22 protein-coding genes and 1 other annotated feature are annotated in these 22,313 nt (G+C 36.5%); all 22 genes read left to right on the plus strand.

The window, feature by feature from the left end:
- Window positions 1–21: 21 nt before the first annotated feature.
- The 22 genes from C1N55_RS05755 to C1N55_RS05860 all read left to right on the plus strand — a co-directional run bounded on the left by C1N55_RS05755 (window position 22) and on the right by C1N55_RS05860 (window position 22,296).
- A complete protein-coding gene (locus C1N55_RS05755; protein WP_240758463.1) occupies window positions 22–1,107 on the plus strand; it encodes an FtsW/RodA/SpoVE family cell cycle protein in 1,086 nt (361 codons plus the stop codon).
- A 48-nt stretch (window positions 1,108–1,155) separates the two neighbouring features.
- Window positions 1,156–1,998 (plus strand): cell division protein FtsQ/DivIB, encoded by an 843-nt coding sequence (locus C1N55_RS05760; protein ID WP_137727934.1) that lies wholly within the window; start codon window positions 1,156–1,158, stop codon window positions 1,996–1,998.
- The gene (locus tag C1N55_RS05765) at window positions 1,976–2,695 is read left to right on the plus strand and encodes a DUF881 domain-containing protein (RefSeq protein ID WP_137730550.1); all 720 of its coding nucleotides are present in this window, start codon (window positions 1,976–1,978) and stop codon (window positions 2,693–2,695) included. The genes C1N55_RS05760 and C1N55_RS05765 overlap by 23 nt, the downstream gene beginning before the upstream one ends.
- Window positions 2,696–2,737: 42 nt before the next feature.
- Window positions 2,738–3,457 carry a DUF881 domain-containing protein gene (locus tag C1N55_RS05770; RefSeq protein WP_137727935.1) on the plus strand — a complete coding sequence of 240 codons (720 nt, stop codon included), beginning with the start codon at window positions 2,738–2,740 and terminating at the stop codon, window positions 3,455–3,457.
- 2 nt (window positions 3,458–3,459) lie between these two features.
- Window positions 3,460–3,828 carry a small basic family protein gene (locus C1N55_RS05775; protein ID WP_137727936.1) on the plus strand — a complete coding sequence of 123 codons (369 nt, stop codon included), beginning with the start codon at window positions 3,460–3,462 and terminating at the stop codon, window positions 3,826–3,828.
- A 98-nt stretch (window positions 3,829–3,926) separates the two neighbouring features.
- Window positions 3,927–5,219: a cell division protein FtsA gene (gene ftsA, locus C1N55_RS05780; RefSeq protein ID WP_137730551.1), complete on the plus strand. Its 1,293-nt coding sequence runs from the start codon at window positions 3,927–3,929 to the stop codon at window positions 5,217–5,219.
- A 33-nt stretch (window positions 5,220–5,252) separates the two neighbouring features.
- Window positions 5,253–6,416, plus strand: coding sequence for a cell division protein FtsZ (gene ftsZ / locus C1N55_RS05785; RefSeq protein WP_137727937.1), 1,164 nt, complete (start codon window positions 5,253–5,255; stop codon window positions 6,414–6,416).
- A gap of 445 nt (window positions 6,417–6,861) precedes the next feature.
- A complete protein-coding gene (locus C1N55_RS05790; RefSeq protein ID WP_137727938.1) occupies window positions 6,862–7,686 on the plus strand; it encodes a sigma-E processing peptidase SpoIIGA in 825 nt (274 codons plus the stop codon).
- Window positions 7,687–7,962: 276 nt separating this feature from the next.
- On the plus strand, window positions 7,963–8,670 hold the full coding sequence (gene sigE, locus C1N55_RS05795; RefSeq protein WP_137727939.1) for an RNA polymerase sporulation sigma factor SigE: 708 nt from the start codon (window positions 7,963–7,965) through the stop codon (window positions 8,668–8,670).
- Window positions 8,671–9,174: 504 nt separating this feature from the next.
- Complete coding sequence (sigG, locus tag C1N55_RS05800) at window positions 9,175–9,957, plus strand: RNA polymerase sporulation sigma factor SigG (RefSeq protein ID WP_036202775.1); 783 nt, start codon at window positions 9,175–9,177, stop codon at window positions 9,955–9,957.
- A 249-nt stretch (window positions 9,958–10,206) separates the two neighbouring features.
- Window positions 10,207–10,443, plus strand: coding sequence for a PRC-barrel domain-containing protein (locus C1N55_RS05805; protein WP_137727940.1), 237 nt, complete (start codon window positions 10,207–10,209; stop codon window positions 10,441–10,443).
- Between the two features lie 78 nt (window positions 10,444–10,521).
- The gene (locus C1N55_RS05810; RefSeq protein ID WP_137727941.1) at window positions 10,522–11,190 is read left to right on the plus strand and encodes a YggS family pyridoxal phosphate-dependent enzyme; all 669 of its coding nucleotides are present in this window, start codon (window positions 10,522–10,524) and stop codon (window positions 11,188–11,190) included.
- Between the two features lie 16 nt (window positions 11,191–11,206).
- Window positions 11,207–11,683, plus strand: a complete 477-nt coding sequence (locus C1N55_RS05815; RefSeq protein WP_137727942.1) for a cell division protein SepF — start codon at window positions 11,207–11,209, stop codon at window positions 11,681–11,683.
- Between the two features lie 133 nt (window positions 11,684–11,816).
- The gene (locus C1N55_RS05820; RefSeq protein ID WP_137727943.1) at window positions 11,817–12,095 is read left to right on the plus strand and encodes a YggT family protein; all 279 of its coding nucleotides are present in this window, start codon (window positions 11,817–11,819) and stop codon (window positions 12,093–12,095) included.
- Window positions 12,096–12,307: 212 nt separating this feature from the next.
- Window positions 12,308–13,093, plus strand: coding sequence for a YlmH family RNA-binding protein (locus C1N55_RS05825; RefSeq protein ID WP_137727944.1), 786 nt, complete (start codon window positions 12,308–12,310; stop codon window positions 13,091–13,093).
- Window positions 13,094–13,188: 95 nt separating this feature from the next.
- A complete protein-coding gene (locus C1N55_RS05830) occupies window positions 13,189–13,740 on the plus strand; it encodes a DivIVA domain-containing protein (RefSeq protein WP_137727945.1) in 552 nt (183 codons plus the stop codon).
- Window positions 13,741–13,808: 68 nt separating this feature from the next.
- Window positions 13,809–14,059 (plus strand) — a binding site (T-box leader).
- A 55-nt stretch (window positions 14,060–14,114) separates the two neighbouring features.
- On the plus strand, window positions 14,115–16,874 hold the full coding sequence (ileS, locus tag C1N55_RS05835; RefSeq protein ID WP_137727946.1) for an isoleucine--tRNA ligase: 2,760 nt from the start codon (window positions 14,115–14,117) through the stop codon (window positions 16,872–16,874).
- A 296-nt stretch (window positions 16,875–17,170) separates the two neighbouring features.
- Window positions 17,171–18,379 carry an ISL3 family transposase gene (locus C1N55_RS05840; RefSeq protein WP_137727947.1) on the plus strand — a complete coding sequence of 403 codons (1,209 nt, stop codon included), beginning with the start codon at window positions 17,171–17,173 and terminating at the stop codon, window positions 18,377–18,379.
- A gap of 195 nt (window positions 18,380–18,574) precedes the next feature.
- Entirely contained in the window at window positions 18,575–19,051 is a 477-nt protein-coding gene (gene lspA, locus C1N55_RS05845) for a signal peptidase II (RefSeq protein WP_137727948.1), read from the plus strand.
- Window positions 19,051–19,962 (plus strand): RluA family pseudouridine synthase, encoded by a 912-nt coding sequence (locus C1N55_RS05850; RefSeq protein ID WP_137727949.1) that lies wholly within the window; start codon window positions 19,051–19,053, stop codon window positions 19,960–19,962. The genes lspA and C1N55_RS05850 overlap by 1 nt, the downstream gene beginning before the upstream one ends.
- Before the next feature lie 473 nt (window positions 19,963–20,435).
- The gene (pyrR, locus tag C1N55_RS05855; RefSeq protein ID WP_137727950.1) at window positions 20,436–20,981 is read left to right on the plus strand and encodes a bifunctional pyr operon transcriptional regulator/uracil phosphoribosyltransferase PyrR; all 546 of its coding nucleotides are present in this window, start codon (window positions 20,436–20,438) and stop codon (window positions 20,979–20,981) included.
- 22 nt (window positions 20,982–21,003) lie between these two features.
- The gene (locus tag C1N55_RS05860; RefSeq protein ID WP_137727951.1) at window positions 21,004–22,296 is read left to right on the plus strand and encodes a solute carrier family 23 protein; all 1,293 of its coding nucleotides are present in this window, start codon (window positions 21,004–21,006) and stop codon (window positions 22,294–22,296) included.
- Window positions 22,297–22,313 lie beyond the last annotated feature (17 nt).

A 22,313-nucleotide genomic window follows, 5' to 3' on the forward strand; every position in this document is an offset into this window, starting at 1 on the left:
AAAGAGGAAAGGATGCCATAGCTGAAGTTTACGTATAAGAGGCTCTTTATAATTTCTGCAATCTTACTGTCATTGATAGGAATTATTTTCATTTATTCTGCTGGTACATATTGGAGCTCTATGCATTATGAAGGGGAAATGCCCTTCTACCTAAAGCAAAGTATTTACTTAGTTCTAGCTATTGTCGTATTTCTGTTTATTACAAATATGCCGATTTTTACAGAAGAAAAGACTTGGATCATACTTTATGTCATTTCATTACTATTATTAGTGCTTGTTTTAATACCAGGTGTCGGTCTTGTGAGAAATGGTTCACAAAGCTGGATTGGTCTGGGTCCATTAACCATCCAACCAGCTGAGATAGTGAAAATTACGACTTTAATGTATTTAAGTTTTTTACTGAGTAAAGTAAAAAATGATGAACGGGTTGTACAACTGAAGCATTTTTTAATTATTATTATTCCTTGTGGATTAATTATGCTGCAGCCTGATTTTGGTTCGGTTTTTATATTAGTAGTAGCGGCATTTATTTTATTGTTCATAGCAAGGTATCCAATAAAATTATATGTCGGTTTTATAGTGATTGGTGTAGTAGGATTGGTTGCCTTGATAGCCTCAGCACCTTACCGGTTAAAGCGAATCGAAGCGTTTGTTAATCCTTGGGAAGATGCATTGGGAAGTGGCTTCCAAGCGGTTCAATCATTGCTTGCCATAGGACCGGCAGGGATACTAGGACATGGCTTTCAACAAAGTCGTCAAAAGTTTTTATATCTACCGGAGCCACAAAACGACTTTATTTTCTCCATTATATTGGAGGAAATTGGGTTTTTGGGTGGCTGTGTTGTATTAGCACTTTTTGCTGTATTTATTTATTCGGGGTGCGGACTGGCCATTCAATCATTGAAAAGCGCTGATTTTTATGCCATATCTGCTTTGGTTGGAATGGTTGGCTTCCAAGCGGCGTTAAATATCGGGGTTGTAATTGGATTGATTCCAGTAACTGGCGTGACATTACCATTCATCAGTTATGGTGGTACTTCACTGATGATTATCTGGTTTGTTGTGGCAATTATTGTTAGCTTTGCAAACAAAAGCGATATTACTTAATTTTAAGGAAGTCTAAATTCATGGTGGAGGAAAGGAGGAGTAAAAATTATGGATAAAGTAATTGATATTGAAGAACGTATCCCAACCCTAAGGGAAAAAAGAAGAAAAAGAACAAATTTTAAATTTATCTTCTTACTTGTATTATTCTTAGCAACATTATTTTTACTCCTTTACTTTCAATCTCCGTATAGCGAAATCAAAAAAGTGGAAGTGATTGGTGCTGGGTTGGTAGAGTCGGATGTTTATGAGAAACAATCCAATCTACAAACTGGAGATTCGATGTGGGGATTCAAAATAAATGATATTGAGGACAGTATCAGGGACTACCATTGGGTAAAGGATGTTACCGTAAAAAGAAAATGGCTAACTACCGTTCAAATTTCAATACAAGAATGGGAAAAAGTAGCTTATATTTCCCTTGATAATGAACTTTACCCTATGTTAGAAAATGGTGATGTTTTAAAAGAAGTAAGTAGCTTGGAACCAATTGATGCACCTTTATTTTTGGAATTTGAAGATGAAAAATTGAGGAAAAAATTGTTAACGGAGCTCGCAAAGTTAGATCCAACGGTATTATCGTTAATCTCTCAAATCAATTCAACACCGTCAAGCAGCGATCCATATGCGATTACCCTTTACATGAATGATGGCTATGAGGTTCGAGCCGAGGTTAATACATTAGCTGAAAAGTTGGATTATTATCCTTCAATTGTAGCTCAAATTGAAAGTGTAGGGAGTAATGAAAAGGGAATAATTGATATAGAAGTAGGGTCATATTACAGATCGTATTTGGATGAATATGCACAATTTGATTTTAATATTGATGAATCTGGTGAAGCGGTGATCGAAGAACAGGAAGTGATGGATGATGAAGAAACCACTTCAGAGTAAAAAATACAACAAATTTACAAGAAAGCAGCTCATCATACTAATTGTATGTATCACAACAGGATTTATTATCGGTTATTCGTATAAATTAACAAAAAATCATGAAAAAATTAATAATTCTTATATAGACCAAGAAGAATCCTTTCGAGAAGATTTGATTGAACAGCAGGAGAGAAACAAAGAATTAGCAGAGGAACTCAATGAATTGCAAAATCAACTGAGAGAATATGAAAAATCCTTTGGAGAAAATGAAGTTGAATATGAACATTTAATTGAAGAAGCTGAAAAATTACGATTAATGCTAGGAGTAATTCCAGCGCAGGGACAAGGAATTCAGGTTACCCTTAAGGATAACGAATATAATCCTAACTCCAGCAACCCGAATGAATATATTGTACATGAGAGCCATGTACTATCTGTAATTAATGAATTGAAAATTTCAGGAGCAGAAAGTATTGCAATAAATGGACAAAGGTTAAAATCGAATTCGTATATCAGATGTAATGGACCAGTTATTACGATTGATGATAAACAGTATCCTGCACCATTTGTGATTGAAGCAGTTGGTGATTCTAAAACACTTGTATCATCATTAAAAATCGTTGGAGGAGTATTCGACCAATTATTGAGTGATAATATTGTCGTGACAATAGAGGAGAAAAATCTGATTCAAATGCCTTCATTAACTGAAGAGACGTAAAATTATTCGAGGACAAGCCTAAAGCGTTTAGGAGGGGAACCGATGACAAATAAAATAGTTACCCGAATAACGGTTGTATCATTTATTGTAGGTGTTATGATTGCTGTTCAATATAATACTGTTCAAAATCCTACGACAAGAGATACAAGGGATATTTGGGCTATAAGGCAGGAATTATCTGAAGAAAAAGAAAATCACTCACAATTGTTAAAAGAAATTGCTAGCTACAATGAATTTATCAAACAATACGAAGATGACGATGCGGAGAGTCAAGCTGTTCTATTAAATAACACAGTGGATGATCTTAAGCGTCAAATTGGCTTATTATCCGTAAGTGGTCCAGGACTTGTTTTAGAGATAACACCTGCTACGGAATTAATACAATTTGGTTATGAGATTGAACCTATTTCAGCTGATTTATTAATTCGATTAGTTAATGAAATTTATCGTTACGATGGCCTTTATATAGAAATTGATGGACAACGCCTTACGCATACATCGGCGATTCGAGATATCAATGGTGTAACAAACGTTAATAGTGTTCCGATTGATGAAACAAATATTGATATCAAGATTATCACTGAAACCTTCGAAAAAGCTGAAAAACTATATGGTTATTTATTCGCTTCGCCTTTTAGAGATGATTTTTACCTTGATAATTTAAATTTAAATATAAATGAAGCGCAAGAAAATATTACCATTTCAGAATTTGATGGACAATTATCAACAGATTTCTTAGTAGAAGATAACGAAGGGGAATAACTATGTGGTTACCATTATTAGGATTAATATTAGGCTTGAGTTTAGGGTTGTTAACCGATATTCAAATTCCCGCTATATATGAAAATTATCTATCAATTGCTGTATTAGCAGCGTTAGATACTCTATTTGGTGGGATTAGAGCAAATTTACAGCAAGTATATGACGATAAAGTATTCTTGTCAGGTTTTTTCTTTAATATAGTACTTGCAGCTGGACTAGCATTTTTAGGTGTACATCTAGGTGTTGACCTTTACTTGGCAGCAATTTTTGCCTTTGGTGTCCGATTATTCCAAAATATTGCAGTCATTCGACGAATTTTGATAGCAAAATGGGAAGAGAGACATATAAAAAAGGATGAAAATACAGTATAATAGCTGTAAAATTAGAATGTATATATCATTTTATTTAGACATTACTATGGAATTACAATAGAATAAAATATAGTAGGAACCGAAGGAGGTGCGGAATGATGAATCACCAGGATATTTATATATCACTAGACATTGGTTCATCTTCTATTAAAGTTTTGATAGGAGAGATTACAGATAACCAATTACACGTAATTGGTGTTGGTAATGTAAAATCGAACGGTATACGTAAAGGCGCAATCGTTGATATAGATGCAACTGTACAATCGATAAAAAAAGCGATTGAACAAGCAGAACGTATGACAGGAATTAAAATAAACGAGGTAGTACTAGGTATACCCGCAAATCAAACAACACTTCAGCCAGTAAAAGGTGTGGTAGCTGTCAATAGCGAAAACCGTGAAATTACTGATGAAGACTTAGACAGAGTTATTGAATCCGCACAAGTGATGTCAATTCCACCTGAAAGAGAGCTTGTAAATATTATCCCTAGACAATTCATTGTCGATAATCTCGATGAAATCAAAGATCCACGTGGTATGATTGGTATTCGTTTAGAGATGGATGCTACAATGATTACAACTTCGAAAACTCTCGTTCATAACGTTTTACGTTGTGTTGAACGAGCTGGTTTGCAAATAAGAGAAATCTATTTACAACCATTGGCAGCAGGATTTTTCGCCTTAACGGAAGACGAGAAAAACCAAGGGACAGCCTTTATCGATTTAGGAGGAGGCTCCACAACCGTTGCAGTTTTTGAAGATGGCTTACTTGCAAGAACAGGAGTTATCCCTGTTGGTGGCGAACATATTACAAAAGATTTATCAATTGTACTTAAAACACCAACTGAACAAGCAGAAATTATAAAGAAACAGTTTGGACATGCATTTTATGAAGATGCTTCAGACGAAGAAATTTTCGAAGTACCAGTTTCTGGCACAGATGTTATGGATCAATATAGTCAAAAATTTATTTCAGAAATTATCGGTGTACGTCTTGAAGAATTATTCGAACTAGTTTTAGATGAATTAGCTCGTTTAGGAGTCCGTGATTTACCTGGCGGAGTAGTCCTTACAGGTGGTGTTGCTCAACTAGAGGGAATTGCACAACTTGCTCGTCAAGTTATGCAAACACGTGTAAGAATTTATACTCCAGACTATATAGGTGTTCGTGAATCAGCTTATACAACTGCTGTAGGGTTAATACGTTATGCGAATTTAGAGGATGAATTTTATGGTAGAAGTCCAGTTCAGGCACCTGCATATGCAACAGTTGGAGCTGGAACAACACCTCCTAAAAAACAATCTACTCCAGTAGAAAAAGAAAGCAACAATACAAACAAAACAAGCGTAATTAATAAAGCTAAGAAACTATTCGATAAGTTTTTCGAATAATAATTCGAGATTCGTGTGGCAGGAGGAGAAACTATGTTAGAATTTGATACGAATATAGACCAACTAGCTAATATCAAGGTCATTGGTGTCGGCGGTGGCGGTAATAACGCAGTAAATAGAATGATTGAGCACGGTGTACAAGGTGTTGACTTTATTGCCGTAAATACTGATGCACAAGCTTTAAATCTATCAAAGGCAGAATATAGATTACAGATTGGCAATAAGTTAACAAGAGGCCTTGGGGCAGGTGCAAACCCAGAAGTAGGTAAAAAAGCAGCTGAAGAGAGCCGTGAGCAAATCGAAGAAGTTCTTCGTGGAGCAGATATGGTATTCGTAACTGCTGGTATGGGTGGAGGTACTGGAACAGGTGCTGCACCAGTTATTGCTTCAATTGCTCGTGATTTAGGAGCGTTAACTGTTGGTGTAGTAACACGCCCATTCTCTTTTGAAGGACGCAAACGCCAAACACAAGCAATCGGTGGTATTGCAGCAATGAAGGAAGCGGTTGATACGTTAATCGTAATTCCAAATGATAAATTACTGCAAATTGTTGATAAAAGCACTCCAATGCTTGAGGCATTCCGTGAGGCAGACAATGTACTTCGACAAGGGGTACAAGGTATTTCAGACTTAATCGCTACGCCAGGTCTTATTAACCTTGACTTTGCAGATGTAAAAACAATCATGTCCGACAAAGGTTCTGCATTAATGGGAATCGGTATTGCAACTGGTGAGAACCGTGCAACGGAAGCAGCGAAAAAAGCGATTTCGAGCCCATTACTTGAAACTTCAATCGATGGAGCAAAAGGCGTTATCATGAACATTACTGGTGGATCAAATCTAAGCTTATTTGAAGTACAAGAGGCAGCAGATATTGTTGCATCTGCTTCAGATGAAGAAGTAAACATGATCTTCGGTTCGGTTATTAACGAAAACCTTAACGATGAAATTATCGTTACTGTCATCGCAACAGGCTTTTCTGATGATATCCTAACTCAGCCACAACGCCAAAATAACACTCGTCCGATGGGAACTATGCGAGGTGGACAAGCTCAAGCTCAACCACAAGCACCAATTCGTGAACGTGTACAAGAGCAACCTGTTCAGCATCAACAAGAGCCACAAAGACAGGTACAACAACAGCAAGATGATGTATTAGAAATTCCAACATTCTTACGTAACCGTCGTAATCGATAATACGCCGCAGTAAGATTTAATTCGACATAAATAGAAGCCATCTCATTAAGTTGAGATGGCTTTTTTAATTTGTGAATTTCAAATAATGTCGGATGAAATGCGTCCTGAAAAGAAAGTAAAAGTAGAATGTGTTTCTTACGCTTGATGAAATGTTTTAAGCGTAGAGACAAAAAATTGGCTCGAGGTGTATTTGTGATTAGATCGCTCTCTTAAAAAATACTAGATTAAAACATCTAAAAGTATCAGCCACAATAGCAACATGACACATAGAAACAACTTCATTACTATTTCTCCTGTACCTTTTCCTAGTTGAAAATTTCTACAAATTATGTCAAATAACTGCGTTTTATTAAAAATATTGTCAAAAAGAAAATTCATATTTGTACGATGGTTTGACATTTTCTGAAAGATTAGGATGTTACTCTATTAACAGGAGGACGCTGAAATGATTGGAGAATTACTCGTACTATACAATACGTTATTCAATTATTTTTTATTAAAATTTACACAAGAAATAACGGGATTGTATGTGAAAAGGAGTAGGTTGCTACTTAGTGCATTTTGTAGTGGTCTGATTGCAAGCATTTTCTACCAGACATTAATTGGAGCCTTATTAAGTTTTATCGTATTAATTGGACTAGCCTTTTCCTTTAGACTCCAATCATTGTTAAAGCAAGGCACTGTACTATTTATTACAACCTTTTTTCTAGGTGGCGTTTTAACAAGCTTACTGCCTTTTTTATTAAATCAATCCGATGTCACCTTTTTTATATTATGTACAGCCATCGCCTTTATCGGTTTAACAGTGATTCACTCAAAGTGGAGAGAAATGATGCAATCAAAGATTCAACATTCATTTGTCGTAGAGTGTGACCTCGAACTATTTAAGAAATCATTCAGTTTAAAAGGATTTATTGATACTGGTAATGAATGCACGGAACCCATGAGTGGAAAACCAGTACATTTTCTCTCGTATTCGGCAGTATCCAAGGATCTACCTGAGGACTTCCATAAAGCCTTACTGGAATGGGATGAAACGAATCCTTATCAACTAAAGATGTTTCCTACGTATGTTTACCCTAGAGTAAGGGTATTAACGCTATCGACGGTTCAACAAGAACGGTCAACAGTGCTTGCTTTCCGGTTTGACAAACTAAAACTATGTGGTGCTACTACGAAAGAAATCTTCGAACAGTATGTTGTTTTCACTAAACAGGATGCGAGGTATCCACAAGACGCACAAATGATTCTTCACGTTTTGGCTCTTTAGCTAAACTACTTATTAGGTAAGCACTTTGCAAATTTTTCTCAACTTATAAGTGGGAAGTAAAATTGTGAGATCCAAAATTTGGACGTCTACTTGAGGTGTATTTTTCTAGCATTAAAGGGTACTAAAATCTCCTTCCTAGATGACTAGTAAAATGAAGAAGTGTAGGAGAGGTAAATCCGCATGCGCCCAATCAGCTCACCTATCAATAGTAGATATTGAATTCTTTTGCTATAGATGGGTCACTTAATCAAATTTACGCATAAAGGGGGAAAATGATTGTTTAATAAAATAATTAATTTTTTTAGAAAAATTTGGAGTAAGTTTCGACTTAAGGGAACGTACTATATAGGAGGGCACGATTCATTGCCAGTACCATTAACTAGAGAAGAAGAGATGACAGTTATTGAAGCCTTTATGAATGGTGATTTGAGAGCAAGAGACACACTAATTGAAAGAAATCTTCGTCTTGTTGTTTATATTGCGAGACGTTTCGATAACACGGGAACGCCAATTGAAGATCTAATTAGTATCGGTTCTATTGGTTTAATAAAAGCCATTGAGACCTTTAATACAGAGAAGAATATTAAATTAGCAACTTATGCATCTAGATGTATTGAAAACGAAATCTTAATGCATTTACGAAAGACAAGCCGTATGAAGGGTGAAGTGTCGTTGGACGAGCCTTTAAATTCAGATCCAGATGGTAATGAGCTACTCCTTTCAGACATTCTTGGTACAGAAGAGCAAATTATTATGAATGATGTCGAGAAAAAAATTGAACGACAGCATATGTTCCAAGCCATAAACGGGCTAAGTGAACGGGAACGCTATATTATGGAATGCCGATTTGGTTTGAATGGAAAGCAGGAAATGACTCAAAAAGAAGTAGCAGACCATTTAGGGATTTCTCAATCCTATATTTCACGATTAGAAAAGAAAATTATTTTAGATTTACGTGAACATTTAAATCAACCAATTTCTTAAAATGGTAAACAGAAGTTTACTTTAAAGCGGAGCTAAAGAGCAGCTCCGCTTTTCTAATGTCCAGCTGCAAATGCCAGCTCCTCGCCAACTTCGGTGCTGCCTAAAAGGGCAAAGAATGTCCTTTTGTCAGCCCCTCCGCCGCCCGAGGATGGGCAAGTGCCGACAATGCCACACGGACGTGGCATTATTGTCGGCCAGTTGTATTCGGAGCTAAAAAGGCGTTCTCCGCTTTTCAAGTCGATTGGATGAAATTGGACGAAAATTTTGTGCATATTCTTTTTTATTCCGGACAAACTTAAAAAACAGTTCAGAGATATATGTGAAACTTTCATAAAAATTCCTGATGAAAGTTAAAGTGCATCTTTTGTGCTTCATAGACATTGCCACATTTCTATGTGCAATTGTCTATGCACATAGAAATTCATGCATTTACTGACTGTTTATTCCTTTGGTTTTCACAGCAGTTAATGCGGGGAAAAAAATGACAGTTCGGAGGAAAAGAAGATGGTTCGTACTAAAGTAGAACTTTGTGGTGTAGATACTGCTTCTTTGCCAGTGCTAAAACATGAAGAGATGAGAGCGCTGTTCGTTCGCTTACAGGCTGGAGAAGAATGGGTAAGAGATGAACTGGTAATTTGTAATTTAAGGCTTGTGTTAAGTATTGTCGGTAGATTTTCCTACCGTGGCGAACAAGCAGATGACCTATTCCAAGTAGGTTGTATTGGTTTACTAAAAGCTATTGATCATTTTGATTTGAAGCATAATGTTCGATTTTCAACATATGCTGTACCAATGATCATTGGTGAAATTCGAAGACACTTGCGTGATCATCATGCTTTACGTGTTTCTAGATCCTTAAGGGATATAGCTTATAAAGCAATGCAAGCAAAAGAAAAATTTATTTCAGAGAATTTACACGAGCCTACAATTGAACAATTGGCAGAAGCCATTGAAATGAAAAAGGAAGATGTATTGTATGCACTGGATGCAATACAGGATCCTCTATCTTTGCAAGAGCCAATCTATTCAGATGGCGGTGATGCCGTTTATATTATGGATCAATTAAGAGATGATGATGTGTCAGAAGAACAATGGGTTGCATATGTAAGTGTAAAAGAAAGTATGCAAAAGTTAGACGAAAGACAGCAAATGATACTATCAAAACGATTCTATTACGGCGAAACACAAACTGAAATTGCAAAATCACTCGGCATATCTCAAGCGCAAATTTCTCGATTAGAAAAAAATGCAATTGAGACAATGCAAAAAGACTATAAATTAGGATAAAACTAGCAGCGCACTTATAATTAAGTGCGTTTTTATTTGGAGTGAAAGTATGAAGACCCTACTATTCAAACTATCCTGAAGTAAACAAATTCTATGGCACACAAAAGGTTATTGCCATTCGAAATCTGCACAAAAAATATCTAGAAAACATATATGTAATTTTCCTTTCTATAAGTAAATATTTCTCCTTACCAAGCATAAGTGTTAATAAAGAGTAAAGTACCAAAACGTATACGAAAGGAGATTTGTGTGCGATTTTCTGATGTACAGCAGAAAGAAATTATTGAGGCTGGGAATGGACGTTTTATTGGATATATTGTTGACGCTGAAGTAGATGAAAAAACAGGAAATATACTTGCATTTTTAGTTTCTGAGCCAAAAAAATTTATGTCATTCATGCAAAATGACGAACAAGTGAGAAAAGTACCAATAAGTGATGTACTCGTAGTTGGAAAAGATGTCATTTTAGTAAGAGAAGTTACTTGAAGCAAGTAGCAATGCATTGAAATGTAGCATGTACATTGTTACAATGAAAGAAACTAATGATGTAAAGTTGGGTTTAAATTGGCAAAGATTACAGAAAACTTACAAATCATAAATGAAAAAATAGAACAAGCAAAATTTCGCTCCATTGCTAAACAAGAAGTTACAATAATAGCTGTTACAAAACAGGTTTCTACTGAAAGAGCTCTTGAAGCGGTGGAAGCTGGAATCATTCATCTCGGTGAAAATCGACCAGAAGGATTATTAACTAAAAAAAGCGAAATTAATAACCAAGCAAAATGGCATTATATTGGATCCTTACAAACAAGAAAAGTAAAGCAAGTAATAAATGAAATTGACTATCTCCATTCCTTAGATCGTTTCAGTTTAGCTGAAGAAATTAATAAAAGAGCACAAAAAACGATTAATTGTTTTGTGCAAGCAAATGTATCCGGAGAAGAATCAAAGCATGGGCTTACAAAAGATGAAGTCATTCCATTTATCGAGAGTATAGCCCAATTCGAAAATATTAGAATCGTGGGTTTGATGACAATGGCTCCTAATACAGAAGATGATCAAATAATCCGAAATGTATTTCGTGAATTAAAAAATCTACAACAGGAAGTTGTTAAGCTCAACTTACCGTTTGCACCTTGTGAAGAGCTTTCAATGGGGATGTCAAATGACTTCGAGATAGCAGTAGAAGAGGGTGCAACTTATGTAAGAATTGGAACAGCTCTTGTTGGATAGAAAAGAGGGATACTAGATGAGCATGAAAAATAAAATCAAAAATTTCTTTTACCTAGAAGAAGATGAAGAGACTGTCGAAGTTCAGGCCCAAAGTCCAGTGAATCTTCCAAAAGAGCAACCGTTAGCAAAGTCACGTACTAAAAAGGAAAGAAAAGTTGTGGACGTTGAATCTCCTGCGGCACAACCACCTCGTAATGTTGTAAGCTTACAAGCTGCAAATTCGTTGAAGAATTCTAAAGTTGTAATTGTTGAGCCGCGTGTCTATGCTGAAGCCCAGGATATTTCTGAGCATTTAAAAAGTAAACGAGCTATCATTGTAAATTTACAACGAATTGATCGTGAAGCAGGAATTCGAATTATCGATTTCTTAAGTGGAACAGTTTATGCTTTAGGCGGAGATATTCAAAGAATAGGTACTGATATATTTTTATGTACGCCAGAAAATGTAGAGGTATCCGGTGAAATCTCTAACTATTTTTCTGAGGAATACTAGCTTCATTCCTTATCAGCAGGAATGAAGTTACCCTCTGGATTTTAAGTACATAGAGAACAATCAACATAGCTTGGGTAAAGGTTTACTCCTGGCAATTAAGGGGAATTTAATTTAGAGAGGGTTATCAATTTATATGTTAGTATCAATCTTAAATATTATTTCAATTGCATTTTCGATCTATTCGTTTATGCTAATCATTTATATTCTAATGTCTTGGGTTCCAGCTGCTCAGCAATCCGGATTTGGCCGTTTATTAGGAAAATTATGTGAGCCATATTTAGGCTTCTTTAGAAAATTTATTCCACCTATTGGGATGATTGATTTTTCTCCAATTATCGGAATTTTGCTATTAAGCTTTATTGAGCGAGGCGTAAAAATCGTACTTCTTAATATCTTTAACATGGTTGCATAGGACATGCCCCTACGAACAAGTGGGGGTTTTTTTAATACTTATGAGAGTACTGAAAGAATAATTGTTAAATACAAGAGCCTATGCATGCTACACAATAGAAAAAACAAGTTACTCCAAATATAAATTTTAGAAAAATTTTTAATTCCCCCACAAAACGCGTGAATATAGGAATATTAAAATACAATTGTTATTAAAAGTGAGGATTGGCGAGGATGGAGCATTTAATCCAGCATTTTAGGAAAGATGAGCAAACTTTTATAGAAAAGGTCATTGGCTGGCAAAGGGAAGTAGAAGATCGTTTTGCGCCAAAGCTTACGGATTTTCTCGACCCACGGGAACGTTTTATTGTTTTATCCATTATCGGTCAGCAAAATGGTCTGCATGTAAGAACCTTTGGGGGATTTCCAGATGCTGAACGTCAAAGGCTTTTTATTTGCCCGAATTACTTTGAACCAATCTCTGAGGATTTCCAGATCGCTTTTTTCTCTGTGAACTATCCAACTAAATTTGTTCAGCTAAAACACCCGGATGTTTTAGGAGCTTTGTTATCTCTCGGTATTGAACGCAGTAAATTTGGGGATATTCGTATAGAAACAGACACGATTCAATTTGCCGTTGTAGGGGAAGTGCAAGATTATATACTAGCCAACCTAACTTCGATTGGGAAATCGAAAGTAAAGCTTGAACATGTGAGAGCTACAGATCAATTAATCACGTTAGCTGAAGAATGGTTTGAAAAATCATATACCGTTTCTTCGATGAGGTTAGATGTGATTTTAGCAACAGTGGTGAATCTATCTAGGCAAAAATCCCAAAGTTTAATCAAAGCTGGAAAAGTCAAAGTGAATTGGTCCGTTAGAGAAGATACTTCTTTTGAAGTACAAGAAGGCGATGTAATCTCTGCTAGAGGTTATGGTAGAATAAAAGTCATGATGACTGAAGGTAGAACAAAAAAGGATAAAATCCGACTACAAGTAGGACGATTAGAGCAAAAATAGTAGTTTCAGGTGAAAATTTACGAAAATTTGATGTCAAGTGACGAGACGAGCTGTATAATAGAGTAAGATATTTCAAATGAAAAGGAGTGTTGACCATGCCATTATCACCTCTTGATATACATAATAAAGAATTTACTAGAGGCTTCCGCGGCTATGCAGAAGACGAGGTAAACGAATTTCTTGATCAAATCATTAAAGATTATGAAATTATTCTTCGTGAGAAAAAAGAGTTAGAAGAGAAGATAAAAACAATGACCGAACAAATGAGTCATTATAATACATTGGAAGAAACGTTGCAAAAATCGATCGTTGTTGCTCAAGAAGCTGCAGAAGAAGTTCGTCGCAATTCCCAGAAAGAATCGAAACTTATTATTAAAGAGGCAGAGAAAAATGCTGACCGCATCGTGAATGAAGCATTAGGGAAAGCTCGTAAAATTGCAATTGAAATTGATGAGTTGAAAAAGCAGTCCAAAGTATTCCGCAATCGTTTTAAAATGTTGGTGGAGGCTCAATTGGACCTCTTAAGTACGGATGACTGGGATCATCTAATGGAATATGACGTTGGACTTACCGATATTCAAAAACATGCAAGAAAAGAAACAGATGAGATCGAAATAACAAGTGAAGAGTTAAATAAACTTTTATAAAATTTGATTTACTTGACGAAAATTGGTTGGTTCCATATACTGATAATCGAGAATTAAAAAAAACTTATAAATATGCGGTGACGGAGACAGTATTTTTTGAAGTGGTCAAAAGCGATTCGAGGATGGTGAGAGCTCGAACTAATCCTTCATTAAAGAAAATCACTCCTGAGCAAAATCATTGAAATTAGAACACCAGGTGTGTTTATAGAAGTAAGTGATTTCGTATACACTTGCGTTAAAGTGTCTAAGAGGTAATCTGATTGTAGAATTGGATTACAAATTAGGGTGGTACCACGAGTTATAGCTTCTCGTCCCTTTAGTGGGGATGAGAGGCTTTTTTATTTAATTAAATATAAACTTTAGGAGGACTTAAAATGGTCGAGTACAAAGATACGTTATTAATGCCAAAGACGGATTTCCCAATGCGCGGAAATTTACCAGCAAACGAACCAAAAATGCAAGAAAAATGGAATGAAATGGACATTTACGCAAAAGTTTTAGAGCGTACACAAGACCGTCCGCATTTCGTATTACACGATGGCCCTCCATATGCCAACGGAGATATTCACATCGGTCATGCGTTAAACAAAGTCCTTAAAGATATGATTAACCGTCATCGTTCAATGACTGGTTACCACGTACCGTATGTACCAGGTTGGGATACGCACGGTTTACCAATTGAGCAGGCCCTTACAAACAAAGGTGTAAAACGTAAAGAAATGACTGTAGCGGAGTTCCGCGAGCTATGTGAGAAATATGCATATGAGCAAGTTGAAAATCAAAAATCTCAATTCAGCCGTTTAGGAGTTCGTGGAGACTGGGAAAATCCATATATCACACTTAAACCTGAATTTGAATCACGTCAAATTGAAGTATTCGGTAAAATGGCTGAAAAAGGCTATATCTATAAAGGTCTAAAACCAGTTTATTGGTCTCCTTCTTCAGAATCAGCTCTTGCAGAAGCAGAAATAGAATATCAAGATATTAAATCTCCTTCAATTTATGTAAGCTTCGGTATTAAGGATGCAAAGGGCGTTGTTCCTGAAGATGCAAAATTCATCATCTGGACAACGACACCATGGACAATTCCTGCAAACTTAGGGATTTCTTTAAATCCTGAAATTACTTATGCAGTAGTGGCTGTAAATGATAACAAATTTATCATTGCAAAGGATTTATTAGAAACAGTTTCTCAAACACTTGAATGGGAAAATGCGGAAGTTGTTCAAGAAGTTAAAGGACAAGAGCTTGAATACGTAGTTGCGAAACACCCATTATACGACCGCGATTCATTAATTATGGTTGGTGATCACGTTACGACTGATGCTGGTACAGGATGTGTTCATACGGCTCCTGGTCATGGTGAAGACGACTTCCAGGTTAGTAAGCGATACGGTCTAGAAATATTAAGCCCAATCAATGACCAAGGCTGCTATACGAATGAAGCACCTGGATTCGAAGGTTTGTTCTATGATGATGCAAACAAAGTGGTAACTGAAAAGTTAAAAGAAGCTGGCGCTTTAGAAAAGCTATCCTTCTTCTCTCACTCGTACCCACATGACTGGCGTACGAAAAAACCAGTAATTTATCGTGCTACACCACAATGGTTCTGTTCTGTAGAAGCATTCCGTGATGAGCTATTAAAAGCGGTTGAAGATACAACATTCACGCCAGCTTGGGGTGAAACTCGACTTTATAATATGATTCGTGACCGTGGAGACTGGTGTATTTCACGTCAACGTGCGTGGGGAGTACCAATTCCAGTATTCTACACTGAAAATGGTGAAGAAATTATTACACCTGAAACGATTGCCCATGTGTCAAAGTTATTCCGTGAACACGGGTCAAATATCTGGTTCCAGTGGGAAGCAAAAGAATTACTTCCAGAAGGATTTACTCATCCAGGAAGTCCAAACGGGAAGTTCTCCAAAGAAAATGACATCATGGACGTATGGTTCGATTCTGGTTCATCTCACCAAGGTGTACTTGTAGAGCGTGGTATGAAATATCCAGCTGACCTTTATTTAGAGGGATCTGACCAACACCGTGGATGGTTTAACTCATCATTAATTACATCTGTAGCAATTAATGGCTATGCACCATATAAAGGACTTTTAACACACGGTTTCGTATTGGATGGCGATGGCCGCAAAATGAGTAAATCTTTAGGAAATGTTATCATTCCTGAAAAAGTTATGAATCAATATGGGGCTGATATCCTTCGTTTATGGGTTGCTTCAGTGGACTACACTGGGGACGTTCGTATCTCAATGGATATGTTAAAACAAATTTCGGAAGTATATCGTAAAATCCGTAACACACTTCGTTTCTTGCATGGAAACGTGTCTGATTTTAATCCTAAAACGGACCGCGTAGCTTACGATGATCTACGTGAAATGGATCAATACATGTATATGCGCGTACAGGATGTATTGAAAGCGGTTCGTTCTGCGTATGATCGTTATGAATTTGCTTCTGTATACCATACAATTAATAACTTTGTTGCAGTAGAATTATCTGCATTCTATTTAGATGTAGCAAAAGATGTTGTGTACATTGAAGGAAAAGATAATCAAGATCGTCGTGCAATGCAAACGGTGATGTATGATACTCTCCAAACTTTATTAAAAGTGCTAACACCAATCTTGCCACACACAACTGATGAGTTATGGTCTTACTTAAACGAAGAGGAAGTATCAGTTCAATTGACAGACTTCCCGGAAGTTGACGAGCATAGCAATTTCCCAGAGCTTCGTACAAAATGGGAAAAAGTAATTGTCGTGCGTGACGAAGTATTAAAAGCACTTGAAGAAGCTCGTAATGCGAAAACAATCGGAAAGTCATTGGAAGCAAAGCTTACAATCTTTGCAAATGAAGAGGTTACAGCACTATTAAATGATCCAGCGGTTAATTTTGCACAAAGCTGCATCATTTCTCAGCTTGAAGTGGTGACAGGTAAAGAAAGTGCACCTGAAAATGCTCTTGTATTAGAAAAAACTTCTATTATTGTTGAAAAAGCAGACGGAGAAAAATGTGAACGCTGCTGGTCTTATTCTGAAACTGTAGGTCAAAACGAAGCACACTCTACATTATGTAGTCGATGTGCAGATGTAGTTGAAAAATACTACGTTTAAATAGTAATTTTTTAAGTTAACGAATATCTTCGTGAAATTTGCGTAAATATTGGGGAAACTGGCGGATAAATCACTGCACTACACACATATATACAAGTCCAATTTCTAAGCCTAATACGACGCAGATAAATAACCGCTCTCGTTTTCGGGGGGCGGTTGTTTTTTCACTGAAAAAAACGGTTCTATAATATTTGTTGGGGTTTTACTACAATTTGAAATAAAAAAAAGCACGTAATCACCGATTTCGATATACTTGAATTGTCGAGAAACAAGCAATGAAAGGTGATACGTGCATTATGAATTTTAACAGAAATATCCCAGGATTAAAAGGTGTAACTGTTCATAAGATTGAAGAGATCGGGGAGCGTATCGCTCTTTACGTTTCAATTCCGAAGAAAGAACATCAGTGTCCAGACTGTAATAAAATGACCTCTAAAATACATGATTATCGAATTCAAAAAATTAAACATTTAAAATGGTTTGAACGATTAACCATCCTTTTCTATAAACGTCGACGTTATGTATGTGAGTGCGGAAAACGCTTCTCGGAAAAATCTCCTTTCGTGGATAAGTATCAACGTTACTCAAAAGAATGGAATCAAGTTGTTGGAATCCGTTCAGTAAAGGCAAAGACATTTAAAGAAGCAGCAGAAGTCCTTGGAACATCCAGTTCGACGGTAATTCGTCGCTTTAAAAAGGTGGTAAAAGAGCAGCTAAATGAAGGGGTCCATTTACCAAAATGTATTGCGATTGATGAATATAAAGGAGATACAGATGCGGGGACCTATCAACTAATCATTGCCAACGCTGAAACGCACGAACCAATTGATATTTTACCGAATCGTAGAAAAGAAACGATTAAGGATTATCTAATGACATATGGATCAGATGTAGAAGTCGTCGTAATGGATATGAATCCAAGCTTTAAAGCAGCTGTTAAAAAAGCCTTAAATCGTCCTATCATTATTGCCGATCGATTCCATTATTGTCGTTATATTTATTGGGCTCTAGACGAGGTGCGTCGTAAAGTGCAGAAGGATTGGCATCCATACGATCGAAAAAAGTGCAAAAAAATGCGTCATGTCTTATATAAACGCTTTGATAAGTTAACGGAAAAGAATCGATGGTATTTAAATCGCTACACGGGAATGTCAAAGGAATTAAAGCAAGCATATGAACTAAAAGAAGCCTATTGTAAATGGTTTGATTGGGCAAAAACGACGAATGATATTGCAGAAGTGAAGAATAGATTAGAAGCTTATTACCGTAAGGTAGAAGAAGCAAATATCCCAGCATTTATAAAAGCCATTCAAACCTTTAAGAATTGGCAAGTAGAGATCTTAAATAGTTTTAGTTTTGGCTATTCAAATGGTTTTTTAGAAGGAATTAATAATAAATCGAAGGTAATGAAACGTAATGCTTATGGTTTTAGGAGCTTTAAGCATTTTAAAGCAAAGATTTTATTGAATGATTTATATAAAGAATTCGGTGTTCATTTAGGTTAATAGGGTGACGTGCAAAAACACATCACCCCAACATTTGACATAGAACCAAAAAAACAATAGAATTCCGTTAGTGTTTAGTTCTTCTACCAGAACGTTCCATGTTAGGATAGAAGTAATGGATAAAACTTTAGTTTTTGCCGTCTGATTAGCTTATAGCAAAAAATAGTGAAGATTATTGGCAAATGGGGGAATACTGTGTATAAATACTATGGTATCGCTGCAATCGTTTTAATATTAGATCAGTGGACGAAATGGTTAGTTGTTAAAAATATGGAGCTTGGAGATCGAATCGTTATTTGGGATCCTTGGTTTGGCCTACTATCTCATCGCAATCGTGGTGCTGCATGGGGGATGTTAGAAGGGCAAATGTGGATTTTTACCATTGTAACGTTAATCGTTATTGCCGGTATCATCTATTACTTCCATAAAGAAGCAAAAGGAAAGCCGGCTTTTGGAATCAGCTTAATGATTTTACTTGGTGGTGCTTTAGGTAATTTTATCGACCGAATTTTTAGAGGAGAAGTTGTCGATTTTGCAGATGTACTAATTCCGATTATAAATTATGACTTCCCAATTTTTAATATTGCTGATGCAGCTTTAACGATTTCAGTTATCATGCTTATTTTAGTAATGCTTAGAGAAGAACGGAATGAAAAGAAAAAGGTGAAATAATGACAGTAGTCACAATAACAATTGAACAAGAAAATGCAGGAGAGCGTATAGACAAAGCACTTTCGGCAATACAAGAAGAGTGGTCAAGATCTCAAATTGCAGCTTGGATAACAGATGGAGTTGTCAAAGTAAATGGTGAAAATGTTAAAGCAAAATACAAAGTCAAATTAGGCGACGTCATCGAGGTAGATGTTCCAGAACCTGAAAATTTAGAAGTAATTCCAGAGGATTTGGACCTGGAAATTATCTATGAGGACAAAGACGTTCTTGTAGTAAATAAACCAAAGGGAATGGTTGTTCATCCTGCACCTGGTCACTTAACAGGAACTTTAGTAAATGGCTTGATGCATCATTGTCAGGATTTATCTGGGATTAACGGTATCTTAAGACCTGGAATCGTGCACCGAATTGATAAAGATACATCTGGACTGTTAATGGTTGCAAAAAATGATCATGCGCACCATTCACTTGTCGATCAACTTGTGAATAAAACAGTTACTCGTAAATATACGGCTCTAGTTCACGGACATATTGCTCATGACAAAGGAACAATTGATGCACCTATTGGACGTGATCCGAAAGACCGTCAAAAGCAAGCAGTCGTTGATAATGGAAAACATGCAGTAACTCACTTTAGTGTTATGGAGCGACTTGGCAATTATACACTTGTAGAATGTCGTCTCGAAACAGGACGCACTCACCAAATTCGTGTTCATATGAACTATATTGGTTACCCGCTTGTAGGGGATCCAAAATATGGTCCGAAGAAAACAATCGAATTTGGTGGCCAAGTATTGCATGCCGGCGTTTTAGGATTTGTACATCCTGCATCCGGAGAATATCTTGAGTTTGAAGTTCCGCTACCTGAGGATTATGTGGCATTATTAGAACAATTAAGAAATGAAGCTTAAGTAATTTTCTATTCAGATTGGAATTAGCGAAGATTCTCTCAACACCTCGACAGATTTTGGTCGAGGTGTTTTTTCAATAATTTTTAAAATAAGGTTGACGAAAAATTTTATACAGTCTATACTAACAACAGTGAATATCCTACAGAGATGGGAACACTAAAAACAAAATCGAATATATTCACCTTTAATGGCAGTCCAGAGAGGCTGAGAAGGTACTTGTAGAAATGTTATGGAATGATTATGCACTTTTCACGAATGGGGAATAGTTTTTAGACTATTAACTCAAAATAGTAGTGAAAAGATGGCATCACTATATGCGTATAGTGCAAAAATTGTCCAAACATGTTATTTCGACACGTATATCAAACCTCTTAAAGCCAAAACTTTAAGAGGTTTTTATTTTGTGAAAAAACTACATCCCTCTTATGACTGTTTCGAGACTAGCAAATCCAAATTAGGAAGGAGGAAAAATGATGGGACAAATAACAGAACTTTTAGATGGCCCTTCAATGAATCGTGCTTTAACAAGAATTGCCCATGAAATCATCGAGAAAAACAAAGGAATCGACGAATGTATTCTAGTAGGGATTAAAACACGTGGTGCTTTCTTAGCTAGAAGATTAGCAGAAAAAATCGAGAAAATTGAAGGCAAACCAATCCGTACTGGAGAATTGGACATCACTTTATATCGAGATGATCTTTCTACAAAAAACGCAAACGGTGAAGCATTAGTACAGCAAGTGGATATTGATTATGTAGTAACGAATCAAAAAATTATCCTAGTAGACGATGTTTTATATACTGGGCGTACGGTACGAGCAGGTTTAGATGCGGTAATGGATTTAGGCCGCCCATCACATATTCAACTAGCAGTACTGGTAGATAGAGGACATCGCGAATTGCCGATTCGGGCGGATTACGTTGGAAAAAACATTCCAACTTCCGGTGCTGAGAAAATCGTTGTTCGTTTAACAGAAGTCGATCAAGAAGATAACGTAACACTCCATAAATTAGATTAACAGATAAAAGAGGGAAAAGATCATGTCAAAAGCGGTTTTAGACATCCATGATAAGCCTACAGCAGGCCAGCTCATTACATTAAGTTTTCAGCATATGTTTGCAATGTTTGGTTCCACAATTTTAGTTCCTCAGTTAGTAGGATTAAGTCCTGCAATCGCACTACTAACAAGTGGGATTGCAACAATCATCTTTTTACTAATTACACAATTTAAAGTACCAGCTTATCTAGGTTCATCCTTTGCCTTTATTGCACCGATCCTAATTGCTGCTGGCGGATTAGATGAAAATGGAGCAAGCGTGAATCCAGGAAACGCAATGATAGGCGCAATGGCAGTCGGACTTGTCTATGGAATAGTGTCCTTATTAATTTGGAAAACAGGTTATAAATGGTTAATGCGCTTGTTGCCACCAATCGTAGTAGCACCGGTAATCATCGTAATTGGACTTGGATTAGCTGGAACTGCGGTAGATATGGCGATGAACGTAAATGGAGAATATAGCTTCAAACATTTTACAGCAGCATTAGTTACTCTGTTTGCAGCAATCATTTTTAATGTTTATTTCAAAAACATCTTGAGTACAATGCCAATTCTATTAGGGTTAATCGTAGGGTACATTTACTCCGCATTCATCGGTATTGTGGATTTTACTCCGGTCACTCAAGCAAAAATGTTCTCTTTACCAGAGTTCATAATCCCGGGAGTAGATTATGAATTTAAAATTACATCTACAATATTACTAGCGATGGTACCTATTGTTATCGTAACAATTTCAGAACATATCGGTCACCAATTAGTATTAGGGAAAGTAGTAAACCGAAATTACATAAAAGACCCTGGCTTACATAGATCATTACTTGGTGATGGACTAGGGACATTTGTAAGTGCGCTAATTGGTGGACCTCCGAAAACAACATACGGAGAAAACATCGGAGTACTTGCAATCACTAGAGTATTTTCAGTGTATGTCATCTTTGGTGCAGCAGTATTGGCCATTTTATTCTCCTTCCTTGGAAAAGCAATGGCGTTAGTACAAACGATACCTACAGCAGTACTTGGTGGAATCTCCATCCTGCTATTTGGGATTATTGCTTCAAGTGGTCTGCGTATGTTAGTCGAAAACAACATCGACTTTGGTAACAGCCGCAACATGGTTATCGCATCTGTCATCTTAGTAGTTGGGATTGGTGGAGCAGCACTTCGCTTCAATGAGTCCTTCTCCATCGAAGGGATGGCGTTAGCAGCTATTGTCGGAGTGATTTTAAACCTTGTATTACCAGGAAGAGATAAAAAAGATACATTATTAGAAGAATAATATTACCTTTTAATGAA

Origin of the sequence: Lysinibacillus sp. SGAir0095 (genome assembly GCF_005491425.1) — a bacterium.
In the GTDB taxonomy this organism is placed as follows: domain Bacteria; phylum Bacillota; class Bacilli; order Bacillales_A; family Planococcaceae; genus Ureibacillus.

Coding starts and splice junctions, on each gene's coding strand:
- C1N55_RS05760 (WP_137727934.1), top strand. CDS start 1,156: ATGGATAAAGTAATTGATATTGAAGAACGTATCCCAACCCTAAGGGAA.
- C1N55_RS05765 (WP_137730550.1), top strand. CDS start 1,976: ATGAAGAAACCACTTCAGAGTAAAAAATACAACAAATTTACAAGAAAG.
- C1N55_RS05770 (WP_137727935.1), top strand. CDS start 2,738: ATGACAAATAAAATAGTTACCCGAATAACGGTTGTATCATTTATTGTA.
- C1N55_RS05775 (WP_137727936.1), top strand. CDS start 3,460: ATGTGGTTACCATTATTAGGATTAATATTAGGCTTGAGTTTAGGGTTG.
- ftsA (WP_137730551.1), top strand. CDS start 3,927: ATGAATCACCAGGATATTTATATATCACTAGACATTGGTTCATCTTCT.
- ftsZ (WP_137727937.1), top strand. CDS start 5,253: ATGTTAGAATTTGATACGAATATAGACCAACTAGCTAATATCAAGGTC.
- C1N55_RS05790 (WP_137727938.1), top strand. CDS start 6,862: ATGATTGGAGAATTACTCGTACTATACAATACGTTATTCAATTATTTT.
- sigG (WP_036202775.1), top strand. CDS start 9,175: ATGGTTCGTACTAAAGTAGAACTTTGTGGTGTAGATACTGCTTCTTTG.
- C1N55_RS05815 (WP_137727942.1), top strand. CDS start 11,207: ATGAGCATGAAAAATAAAATCAAAAATTTCTTTTACCTAGAAGAAGAT.
- C1N55_RS05820 (WP_137727943.1), top strand. CDS start 11,817: ATGTTAGTATCAATCTTAAATATTATTTCAATTGCATTTTCGATCTAT.
- C1N55_RS05825 (WP_137727944.1), top strand. CDS start 12,308: ATGGAGCATTTAATCCAGCATTTTAGGAAAGATGAGCAAACTTTTATA.
- C1N55_RS05830 (WP_137727945.1), top strand. CDS start 13,189: ATGCCATTATCACCTCTTGATATACATAATAAAGAATTTACTAGAGGC.
- ileS (WP_137727946.1), top strand. CDS start 14,115: ATGGTCGAGTACAAAGATACGTTATTAATGCCAAAGACGGATTTCCCA.
- C1N55_RS05840 (WP_137727947.1), top strand. CDS start 17,171: ATGAATTTTAACAGAAATATCCCAGGATTAAAAGGTGTAACTGTTCAT.
- C1N55_RS05850 (WP_137727949.1), top strand. CDS start 19,051: ATGACAGTAGTCACAATAACAATTGAACAAGAAAATGCAGGAGAGCGT.
- pyrR (WP_137727950.1), top strand. CDS start 20,436: ATGGGACAAATAACAGAACTTTTAGATGGCCCTTCAATGAATCGTGCT.
- C1N55_RS05860 (WP_137727951.1), top strand. CDS start 21,004: ATGTCAAAAGCGGTTTTAGACATCCATGATAAGCCTACAGCAGGCCAG.